Annotated in this window: 11 protein-coding genes; 6 read left to right on the top strand and 5 right to left on the bottom strand. The window is 71.5% G+C overall.

Translation table 11 applies throughout. The features are described from left to right. Positions 1-1,593, top strand: a 1,593-nt coding sequence (locus E1294_RS30660) for a Na+/H+ antiporter (protein WP_342775100.1), incomplete at its 5' end; no start/stop codon positions are given. Here the strand turns inward: E1294_RS30660 and E1294_RS30655 are convergent. The 5 genes from E1294_RS30655 to E1294_RS30635 form a co-directional block, all read right to left on the bottom strand. Next, positions 1,590-1,847 carry a UBP-type zinc finger domain-containing protein gene (locus tag E1294_RS30655; RefSeq protein WP_132514154.1) on the bottom strand — a complete coding sequence of 86 codons (258 nt, stop codon included), beginning with the start codon at positions 1,845-1,847 and terminating at the stop codon, positions 1,590-1,592. The two genes, E1294_RS30660 and E1294_RS30655, sit on opposite strands and share 4 nt — an antisense overlap. 56 nt (positions 1,848-1,903) lie before the next feature. Then, positions 1,904-4,000 carry a transglycosylase domain-containing protein gene (locus tag E1294_RS30650; RefSeq protein WP_132514152.1) on the bottom strand — a complete coding sequence of 699 codons (2,097 nt, stop codon included), beginning with the start codon at positions 3,998-4,000 and terminating at the stop codon, positions 1,904-1,906. Further along, positions 4,000-4,908: a class A beta-lactamase gene (gene bla, locus E1294_RS30645; RefSeq protein WP_132514150.1), complete on the bottom strand. Its 909-nt coding sequence runs from the start codon at positions 4,906-4,908 to the stop codon at positions 4,000-4,002. Before bla ends, E1294_RS30650 begins: the two co-directional genes overlap by 1 nt. Positions 4,909-5,004: 96 nt before the next feature. Continuing rightward, positions 5,005-6,258, bottom strand: coding sequence for an MFS transporter (locus E1294_RS30640; RefSeq protein ID WP_132514148.1), 1,254 nt, complete (start codon positions 6,256-6,258; stop codon positions 5,005-5,007). After that, on the bottom strand, positions 6,251-6,838 hold the full coding sequence (locus tag E1294_RS30635; protein ID WP_132514146.1) for a winged helix-turn-helix domain-containing protein: 588 nt from the start codon (positions 6,836-6,838) through the stop codon (positions 6,251-6,253). Before E1294_RS30635 ends, E1294_RS30640 begins: the two co-directional genes overlap by 8 nt. Positions 6,839-6,983: 145 nt before the next feature. Here E1294_RS30635 and E1294_RS30630 point away from each other — a divergent pair, with 145 nt between their 5' ends. From E1294_RS30630 to E1294_RS30610, 5 genes are all read left to right on the top strand, one after another. Further along, positions 6,984-7,970 carry an alpha/beta fold hydrolase gene (locus E1294_RS30630; protein WP_132514144.1) on the top strand — a complete coding sequence of 329 codons (987 nt, stop codon included), beginning with the start codon at positions 6,984-6,986 and terminating at the stop codon, positions 7,968-7,970. Between the two features lie 103 nt (positions 7,971-8,073). Further along, the gene (locus E1294_RS30625; protein WP_132514142.1) at positions 8,074-8,463 is read left to right on the top strand and encodes a hypothetical protein; all 390 of its coding nucleotides are present in this window, start codon (positions 8,074-8,076) and stop codon (positions 8,461-8,463) included. Between the two features lie 64 nt (positions 8,464-8,527). Beyond that, positions 8,528-8,854 carry a YidH family protein gene (locus tag E1294_RS30620; RefSeq protein ID WP_132514140.1) on the top strand — a complete coding sequence of 109 codons (327 nt, stop codon included), beginning with the start codon at positions 8,528-8,530 and terminating at the stop codon, positions 8,852-8,854. Between the two features lie 8 nt (positions 8,855-8,862). After that, complete coding sequence (locus E1294_RS30615) at positions 8,863-9,213, top strand: YidH family protein (RefSeq protein ID WP_132514138.1); 351 nt, start codon at positions 8,863-8,865, stop codon at positions 9,211-9,213. Between the two features lie 71 nt (positions 9,214-9,284). Beyond that, complete coding sequence (locus E1294_RS30610) at positions 9,285-9,599, top strand: hypothetical protein (RefSeq protein WP_132514136.1); 315 nt, start codon at positions 9,285-9,287, stop codon at positions 9,597-9,599. Positions 9,600-9,683: the final 84 nt, after the last annotated feature.

The raw sequence follows: 9,683 nt of genomic DNA, 5'->3' as shown, positions 1-9,683 counted from the left end.
GGGGAGGGGGTGCCGGTGAATCCCACCATGGGCCTGCAACTGCTGGTGGTGGCCGGGGGCGCGGTCGGGATCGCGGCCGTGGCGCGACGTAAGGGCTGGCCGGCGCCGCTGCTGCTGGTCGCCGCGGGTCTGCTGGTGTCGCCCCTGGTGCCTCCGGTGCCGCTGGACCCGGATCTGGCGTTGTTCGTGTTCCTGCCGCCGCTGCTCTACTCCGCCGCGCTCGACAGCTCCTACCTGCGGCTGCGCGAGGTCAGGCGGCCCGTGGGGCTGCTGTCGGTCGGCCTGGTGGTGTTCACCGCGGCCGTGGTGGGGCTGGTCGTCCACCTGCTGCTGCCGGGCCTGCCGCTGGCGCTGGCGTTCGCGCTCGGCGCCATCGTCGCCCCGCCCGACGCGGTGGCGGCCGTCGCGGTCGGCCGGCGGCTGGGCCTGCCGCGCCGGACGCTGACGATCCTCGTCGGCGAGAGCCTGTTCAACGACGCCACCGCGCTGACGCTCTACCGGGTGGCCATCGGGGCGGCCGTAGGCGGTTCTGTCGACCTGGCCGAGGGCGCGGGCCTGTTCCTGCTCGCCGCGGCGGGCGGCGTGGCGATCGGGCTGGTGCTGGCGTACACGCTCTCGTGGTTGTTCGAGCGCACGCGCGACTCGATGGTCGAGAACGCGCTGATGTTGCTGATCCCGTTCGCCGCCTATCTCGCGGCGGAGTCCGTGGACGCCTCCGGCGTGATCGCGGTCGTGATCGTCGGCCTCCACCTGGGGCATCGCATGCACCTGCGCGGGTTCGGGACGCGCCTGGTGTCCGGAGCCGTGTGGAAGGTCACCGCCTTCCTGCTCGAATCCATCGTGTTCGCGCTGATCGGGCTGCAGCTCGAAACCGTGGTCGACGGCCTCACCGGCGTCAGCGCGTGGCAGGTCGCCGGCTATGCCGCCGCGGTGCTGGCGGTGACGATCGCCAGCAGGTTCGTGTGGTTGTTCGCGGTGACGTCCCTGGTCAACCTGCTGCACAGGGGCGAGCGGTCGCCCGCCGGGCCGCAGCGGATGTTGCTCGGATGGGCGGGCATGCGGGGCGTGGTGTCGCTGGCGGCGGCGTTCGCCATCCCGCCCGAGGTGCCCGAGCGCGACCGCGCGATGTTGCTCTTCCTGACGTTCACCACCGTGATCGGCACCCTCCTCATCCAGGGCACCACGTTTCCCGCGCTGATCAGGCGGCTGCGCGTGTCGGGCGAGCAGGAGCAGTACGAAGACCGTCTGGCCGAGGCGGCGGCCCAGCAGGCGGCGCTGGAGGAAGGGCTGGCGGAGCTGGATCGGCTGCTCACCGAATTGGGCGAGCCGGACGAGATCCAGAAGCAGGTCATCGACCAGCTCAGGGAGAAGTCATGGCACCGGTCGTTGTCGGCGTGGGAGCGCCTGGGCGGCGGCACCGGCCAGGGCGGCGCGGAGACCCCCAGCGCTCTCTATCGGCGCCTGCGCCGCGAGATGCTCCAGGCCGAGCGCCGGGTGTTCGTACGCCTGCGCGACGAGCGCCGCCTCGAAGACGAGGTGCTGCGCGAGCTGATGGCGCAGCTCGACTTCGAAGAGGCGATCCTGGAGCGCTAGCCCATCCGGCTGTCCACGAAGCACCAGCGCCAGGTCTCGCCGGGTTCGTAGGACTGCATCACGGGATGGGTGGTGGCGTGGAAGTGCGCGGTGGCGTGTTTGGCCGGCGAGGAGTCGCAGCAACCGATGTGGCCGCACTCCAGGCAACGCCGCAGGTGCACCCACCGCCCTCCGTCGGCCAGACACTCCTCGCAGCCCTCCGGGGTCCTGGCCGCAGGGTCGTCGGAGTGGGAAAGGTGTTCGCACGTGGCCATGAATACATCCTATGACTCGCCGTGCGCTCGGCTCCCGGAGGGCGGTTCACCGCTGTTCAGGGGTTCAGGCGTTCTTGCCGCTCGGGGCGGCAGAGCTCGTCGCAGCCGCCGAACCGGGCCGTGTCCATCGGGGTGAACGACGTCGGCGCCACGCGCTTCAGCGCCGCCGCCATCGTGTCCCGCCAGATGGGGCCGGGCACGCTGGCGCCCTGCACCGCACCGTGGTAGCGGCCGCCGAGCGTCACACCGACGAGCTTGTGCCGCTGGGAGCCGCGCGGGTCGCCGACGCTCACCGCGCCCGCCAGGTCGGGGGTGAACCCGGCGAACCACGCCGCCGCGTAGTCGTCGGTGGTGCCGGTCTTGCCCGCCGCGTCGCGGCCGATGCCGCCGACGCCGCGCATCGTGCCCTTGGTGAACACGCCCGACAACACGGACGAGGCCGCGTCCGCGATGGCGGGGTCGAGGACCTGGCGGCATTCGGGCCGGTAGCGGGTGGTCGTGCCGTCCCGGTCGGTGACGTGGGTGATCGCCATCGGCGCGCAGTGGCGGCCGCGCGCCCCGATCGCCGCGTACGCGGTCGCCACCGTCACCGGGTCCATCTCGTTGATGCCGAGCGTGAACGTCTCGTACTCCTGCAGTTTCTTCCCGTCCGCGCGGCGGATCCCCAGCGATGTGGCCATGGTGACCGTCTCGCACAGCCCGACCCGCTGCTCCAGCTCCATGAAGAACGTGTTGACGGAGCCCCACGTGCCGGTCCGCAGCGTCTTCCAGCCCGGCGAGCCCTCGTCGTTGGTGACCGTGTGCGTGGGGTCGCCGACGTTCTCGCCCTCGCAGTTCCGGAACGACGCGTAACCTGGCGCGCGGTATCCGGCGCCCGCCTTGAGGCCGTCGTCCACCTTCATGCCCTGCTGCAACGCGGCGAGCAGGGTGAACGTCTTGAACGTGGAGCCCGCCTGGAACCCCGCGCCGCCCCCGTGCGCGGCGTCCGCGACCACGTTGTACGAGATCTCGTGCCTGGCGGCGCTGCGGCCGTAGCGCCTGCTGGCGGCCATCGCCCTGATCGCGCCGGTGCCCGGCTGGACCAGGGCCTCGGCGGCCACGGCCCTGTCCGAGGCCCTGACCCACTTCGTGATCGCCCGGTCGGCGGCGGCCTGCATGGCCGGGTCGATCGTGGTCCTGATGGTCAGGCCGCCGCGGTTGAGCTTGGCCAGGCGGGTTTTGGCGGTGGGGCCGAAGCCGGGGTCGCTGAGAAGCTCATGCCTGACATACAGGCAGAAGTACGGATATTTGCTGGATTCGCAGCCGCCGGGGAGCTTCGTGCCCTTGTACCCAAGCCTGCTGGCCTTGGCCTTCGCCGCCTCGGCTGGGGTGATCTCGCCCAGTTCGGCCATCCGGTCCAGCACGACGTCGCGCCGCGCGCGCAGCCGCTCGCGATGCGCGCCGCCCAGATGGGGGTCGGTGGCGTTGGGATCCTGCACGGCCCCGGCCAGCGTCGCCGCCTGGGCCAGGGTCAGGTCGGAGGCCTTGACGCCGAAGAAACGTTTCGCCGCCGCCTCCACGCCGTAGGCGCCGGCGCCGAAGTACGCGATGTTCAGATATTTCTCGAGGATCTGGTCTTTGGTGTACTTCTCCTCGACCCCCATGGCGTAGCGCAGTTCGCTGAGCTTGCGCGCGTAGCTGGCCTCCACCGCCGCGCTGCGCTCCTCGTCGCTGGCGGCCGAGTTGAGCAGCACCTGCTTGACGTACTGCTGGGTGATGCTGGACCCGCCCTGGCTGACTTTGCCCGCCCGCAGGTTCGCGGCCAGCGCCCGGAGCGTGCCCTCGACGTCGATCGCTCCGTGCTCGTAGAAGCGGTAGTCCTCGATCGAGACGATCGCCGTCTTCATCACGTCGGCGATCTCGTCGAAGCCGACGACCTCGCGGTATTCCTCGTAGAAGCGCGCGATCTCCTTGCCCCTGGCGTCCTGCACGATCGTGACCTCCGCCGGCGGCGGCTCGACGAGGTCGGCGGGCTGGAGGTTCACCCCGTCGGCCGCCGCCACGAACCCGAACCCCGCGCCGCCCACGGCGGGCAGCGCGATCCCCGCGACCAGCACGCCCGCCGCCGCCCCCACGGCGGCGAGCCGTACGATCTGTGTCCCCCGGCGTGCCATCAGAGCCTGCCGAGCCCGCGGGCCAGGATGGTGGCGGTCTTCGCGATGGTCTTGTCGTCGGCGGCCAGGCCCGGGGTGCGGTTGGTGTAGATGGCCATGATGATGGGAGCGGCTCCCTTGTCGGGCCAGATGGCGGCGATGTCGTTCCCGCCGCCGAACCCGTCGGAGTTGGTGCCGGTCTTGTCGCCGATCGTCCAGGTCCTGGGCAGGCCGGCGCGGATGCGGGCGTCTCCGGTCGTGTTCGCGATCAGCCAGGCGTTGAGCTGGGCGCGGTCCTTGGCGTTGAGCGCCTTGCCGTACGTGACGGCGCGCAGGTCGCGGGCGATGGCCGACGGGGTGGTGGTGTCGCGCCGGCTCTTGGGCGTCCAGTCGTTGAGCTCGGTCTCCCAGCGGTCGAGCCGTGAGACGCGGTCGTTCAGCGACCGGAAGTATCTGGTCAGCCCCTTCGGTCCGCCGATCTGCTTGAGGACCATGTTGCCCGCGGTGTTGTCGCTCATGGTGATGGCGGCGTGGCAGAGCGCGGCCACGGTCATGCCGTCCTTGACGTGCTTCTCCGTGACGGGGGAGTAGTCCACCAGGTCGCGGGCCGTCCACCGGACGCGCTTCTTCATCAGCCCCGGCCGGGAGGTGCGGGCCTTGTGCAGCACGGCCGCGCACGCCATCGCCTTGAACGTGGAGAGCAGCGGGAACCGCTCACCCGATCGGTACGCGATCGCCTTGCCGGTGGCGGTGTCGATCGCGTACGCGCCGATGCGGCCCTTGAACGAGGTCTCCAGCGCCCGCAGTTCCTTCGCGGCCCGCGATTGCCCGGACAGCACCGTCGTGGCCGAGGCCGCGCCGGTGACGAGGCCGCAACCCAGGAAGGTGATCGTCAGAGCGGTCGCCGTCGCCGCCCGGAGGTGTCGCATGTCGCATCCTTTGCCGTCATCCATCAGAGGGCAGGAGCAAAGCAGATGCGATCAGCGGATGTCTAATAGCGATATCGCGAAGGGATCGATATCCGATCACGCATGACGCCAGGTCAGCAGCACCATGCCGCCGGCGGCGGCCAGCCCGAGCGCGTGCGGGCACAGGGTCGGGACGATGCCGAGCGGGCCGCCGAGCACCCCCGCGGCCGCCATGCCGGCCAGCGCCGTGGCCGCCTGGGCGCTGCCCAGCAGGCCGATGACGCCGCCGCGGCGATCGTCGGAGGTGACGGTCTGGGCCAGGGTGGTGAAGCCCGCCATCGCGGCCGCAGCGGGCAGGCCGGCCAGCACGATCAGCACGAGCGCGGGCCAGAGCGCCGGCCCGGGTGCGGGCCCGGGTGAGGGCCCGGGTGAGGGCAGGGCGAGCGGGTAGGCGAACAACGCCAGATCGACCGCACCGAAAACGATCGTCCCCCAGCCCAGCAACGCCCGCGGGGCTGCCCCATCCGGGCGGGCCGCGACGACCAGCCCGCCGAGCAGCCCGCCGACCGCCTGCACCGACAGGAACAGCCCGTACGCGTCACCGCCGCCGCCGAGGACGTCCGCGACGAAGGGCGCGGCCAGCGTGGCGAAGATCCCCTCACCCAACCCTGTGATCACCATGTACGCCACCAGCACGCGCACGCCCGCGTTCCCCATGGCCAGGCGGAGCCCTGAGATCCACTGGCCGCCCGCCGACATCGACCTCGCGGGTCGTCCCGGCGCGCGTATTGTCGCCTGCAGGGCCGCGGAGACGACGAAGCTGGTGACGTCGACGAGCACGACGGCGGGCAGCCCGCCCGCGCTGACGGCGACGCCGCCCAGCATCGCTCCCAGCAGGCGGGCCAGCTGCCCGCTCTGCCCGTGCAGGGCGTTGGCGCGGACGAGCTGGGACTCCGCCACGACCTGCGGGAGCAGCGCCTTCTGCGCGGGGACGAGCACCGTGCTGAGGACGCCCGTCCACAGCGCGACCGCGTACACGATCCACATCTGGGCCGGGTCGCGCACCGCCAGCAGCGGCAGCAGCCCAAGAGCGAGCAGCAGATCGGTGACCACCAGCAGCCGCCGGCGGTCCCAGCGGTCGGCCAGCATCCCGGCCACCGATCCGAGCAGCACGTCGGGCAGCCGCGAGACCACCAGCATGATCGCCGTGGACAACGTCGAGCCGGTGAGCTGGTAGACGTGGAAGGCCAGGCCGGTGCTGATCGCCCAGTCGCCGGTCTGCGAGACCAGGCCGGCGACGAGCAGGCGCCGGTAGTCGCGGTTGCCGCGCAGCGGCGCCGGCGCCGGCGCCCCGGCAGGCGTCTCAGCCACCGGAGCCGGTGGGCGGCAGCGGGACCAGCACCTGCGTGAGGAGCACGGGCCGGGCGCCGTCGGGCTGCGCCGCCGGGTCGCCGACGCGCGCCATCAGCGGCTCCAGCAGCTCCGCCATGGCCGCGCCGATCGCCGCGACCTCGTCGGGCGTGGCGTGGAGGTAGAAGTTGCTGATACCGCCGATCGAGCGCCACGGCTCCGGCTCCTCCTGCCGGCGCTCCCCCCGTTCCGCCAGCCGCCCCAGCGCCCGCTCCGCCATGACCTGCTCCAGCAGGCTCACGGCGGCCGAGTGCTCGGGCCCGCGCGCGCCGGCGTCCCAGTACTGGATGCGTTCGGTCACCTTCCACGGCCGCTCGCGTTCGTCGCGGGCCTCGGCCTGCTCGACGAAGCCGTATTTGGCGAGCTGCCGCAGGTGGTAAGAGGCCAGGGCCTGGCTGATGCCGGCCTCGCGCGCGGCGCCCGCGGCGGTCGTCGGGCCTGCCCGCAGCAGCAGCTCGTGCAGCGCCAGCCGTACGGGATGGGCGAAGGCCCGCAGGGCCGCCGGGTCGTCGAGGCGCCGGCGCTTAGATTCCAAAGACATGCTTGGAATCTTGCGACCTGGGATAGTTTTATGTCAAGGGAATCTTTGGCATCCGGGGTCCCTTGCCGGAACGGCAACACGATGCGTGCGTGCCGCCCCGTGGCCCGCATGATGCGAAGAGCCCGCAAACCCGTTGGGAGGACGCATGCCCGATCACCCGTCTTTCTCGCCCGCCGAGGTGCGGCACCGGCTGGTGGAGACGCCCGGCGGCCGCATCCACGTGGCGGAACAGGGCGCTGGCCCGCTGGTGCTGCTGGTCCACGGTTTCCCCGAGTCGTGGTACTCCTGGCGCCACCAGCTTCCCGCCCTCGCCGCGGCGGGCTTCCGCGCGGCGGCCATCGACGTACGCGGCTACGGCCGCTCGTCCAAGCCCGCGCAGACGCACGCGTACCGGATGCTCGACCACGTCGCCGACAACGTCGCCGTCGTGCGCGCGCTCGGCGAGCGGTCCGCGGTGGTCGCGGGCCATGACTGGGGTTCGCCGATCGCGGCCAACAGCGCCCTGCTCAGGCCGGACCTCTTCACCGCGGCGGCCCTGTTCAGCGTGCCGTATTCCCCGCGAGGGGCCGTCCGGCCCACCGACGCCTTCGCCCGCCTCGGCGGGGACGAGGAGTTCTACGTCAGCTATTTCCAGCGGCCCCAGCGGGCGGAGGCGGAGATCGAACCCGATGTCCGCGGCTGGCTGGCGGGTTTCTACGCCGCGCTCTCGGCCGGCACGATGCCGGCGACGGGCGTCTCCTCCGTCCCCGAAGGCGGCCGGCTCTCCGACCGTTTCCCCAGGGGCGGGTCGCCGTCCTGGCTCACCGAGGCCGATCTCGACGTCTACGCCGGCGAGTTCGAGCGGACCGGGCTGACCGGCGCGCTCAACCGCTACCGCAACGTCGACCGCGACTGGGAGGACCTCGCCGCATGGGACGGCGCCGCGATCACGCAGCCCGCGTTGTTCGTCGGAGGCGAGCTCGACCCCACCACCATCTGGATGGCCGGCGCCATCAAGGCGTTCCCCGAGACGCTGCCGGGCCTGACCGCCGCCCACATCCTCGACGGCTGCGGCCACTGGATCCAGCAGGAGCGCCCGGGCGAGGTCAACCGCCTCCTCATCGGCTGGCTCAAGGGCCTGGCCGCCGGGTGAACCGTCGTCTTCCGGCGTGCGGGCGATCGCACTTTTCGGTCGCGTCTACTGTCCGAAAAGCAGCGGTCACGCGGCGTGGCCGTTCGTTGGGTAGGGTCGAATCATGCGCCACCTCAAGAGCCGGTTCCTGCCCCTTGCCGCTTTCGCCGTGTGCATTTTCGCCGCCGGGTGCGGCGAGGTCAACAACACCATTGACCAGGCCCAGGCGTGCCTGGAAGCGCCGAAGATCGTCACCGATCTGGGCGCGCAGATCACCAAGCTGACCGACGACCCGCAGGCCATGGACAAGGCGCTCGACGACGCCGCGACCAAGCTCAACGACGTGGCCGACTCGGCTGCCAACACCACGCTCAAGGAGGCCACCAACGACCTGGCCGCGACCCTGAGCGGCATCTCCGTCAACAACGTCAACGACGCCGTCGACGCGGCGCAGAAGGTCGGCACCGACTCGGCCGCCTACCTGGAGAAGGTCGCCAAAGCCTGCACCGGCTGACCTCCGACGGAAAGGGCTATCCCGACTTCTCTAGGGGAAAAGTAGACGAATTACCGTTTTTGTCATGGAACCCGACCCGCGTTTCACCTTGGCCAACGAACGCACCTTCCTCACCTGGCTGAGCACGGCGCTGGCGCTCAGCGCGGGCGGGGTGGCCATGGCGGCGGTGCCGGCCGACGTGTTCGTGCCCTGGATCCGCACCACCCTGGCCATCATGCTCGTCACCCTCTCCGCCCTGGCCGCGGGCATGGCCTACCCGCGCTGGCGCAACATCCAGCGCGCCCTGCGCCGGCAGGCGCCGCTGCCTCCGCCCGCGCTCGCGGCCGTCTTCGGCTACGGCGTCGCGGCCGTCGCCGTGATCGCCCTCGTCCTCATCGTCCTGTCGATCTGAGGCCGCGGGTGGGGGAGAAGGCGAAGACGCCCGACGAGGAGATCTGGGACCAAGGGCTGCAGAGCGAACGCACCCGGCTGGCCTGGGTGCGCACGGCGGTGGCCCTGGCGACCGGCGGGCTCGGCGCGGCCGGCCTGTCCGCCAGGCACGGCCTGCCCCTCCTCGCGGTCACGGGATTCGCCCTGGCCGCGCTCTGCGGCGCCGTGCTCCTGATCAGGACCAGGGCCCGGTTCCGCCGGGTGCAGGCCGCCCTGCACGGCGGCCGGCCCCTGGACTCCCGGCTGGACGCCGCCTTTGCATGGCTTGGCACGTTGAGCCTGGTCGCGGGCGCCATCGCCTTCGTCCTCACGGTCAGCTAGGCCGTCACGCGGGCCAGGGTTGCGATGTTCCGCCAGGTGGGCGGACACTCGAAAGCGAGGGGGTGACCTCGTTGACCGAAGAACTCAGGACCGTGCCCTTCGAATGCCGCCGATGCTGGCATGTCTGGGAAGAGCAGTATCTGGTCAGGCGCATCGACGACCGTCACGGCAACGAGACCGAGGTGTGGCTGCGCGACGGCCTGCCCGCGCTGCCTCCGGGGCCGGGCGTGATCTGCCCGAGCTGCGGGTGCCAGCAGTCCACCAGGTTCCCGGACGGCTATCTGTCGCGTCATCCGGAGCTCGTCCCGCCGGCCGAGCCCGCCGGGCCCGACGCGACACCGCTGCTGAGCCCGGTGCAGCCGCCGGTCCACCGGCACCTGACCTGACTGTTGGTGAGCATTCCATAGCGCTAAGTGTTACAAAGGCTCGCCTTGTCGGGCGTACGGGACCGGACGGACACTCGGGTCCGA

This window comes from Nonomuraea diastatica (assembly GCF_004349015.1).
In the GTDB taxonomy this organism is placed as follows: domain Bacteria; phylum Actinomycetota; class Actinomycetes; order Streptosporangiales; family Streptosporangiaceae; genus Nonomuraea; species Nonomuraea diastatica.
Note: the sequence above shows the minus strand (reverse complement) of the source record. Positions and strands in the feature narration are given on the sequence as shown.

Excerpts from the sequence above, each read along its gene's own strand:
- E1294_RS30655 (WP_132514154.1), bottom strand. The coding sequence starts at position 1,847 with ATGGCCACGTGCGAACACCTTTCCCACTCCGACGACCCTGCGGCCAGG.
- E1294_RS30650 (WP_132514152.1), bottom strand. The coding sequence starts at position 4,000 with ATGGCACGCCGGGGGACACAGATCGTACGGCTCGCCGCCGTGGGGGCG.
- bla (WP_132514150.1), bottom strand. The coding sequence starts at position 4,908 with ATGCGACACCTCCGGGCGGCGACGGCGACCGCTCTGACGATCACCTTC.
- E1294_RS30635 (WP_132514146.1), bottom strand. The coding sequence starts at position 6,838 with ATGTCTTTGGAATCTAAGCGCCGGCGCCTCGACGACCCGGCGGCCCTG.
- E1294_RS30630 (WP_132514144.1), top strand. The coding sequence starts at position 6,984 with ATGCCCGATCACCCGTCTTTCTCGCCCGCCGAGGTGCGGCACCGGCTG.
- E1294_RS30625 (WP_132514142.1), top strand. The coding sequence starts at position 8,074 with ATGCGCCACCTCAAGAGCCGGTTCCTGCCCCTTGCCGCTTTCGCCGTG.
- E1294_RS30620 (WP_132514140.1), top strand. The coding sequence starts at position 8,528 with ATGGAACCCGACCCGCGTTTCACCTTGGCCAACGAACGCACCTTCCTC.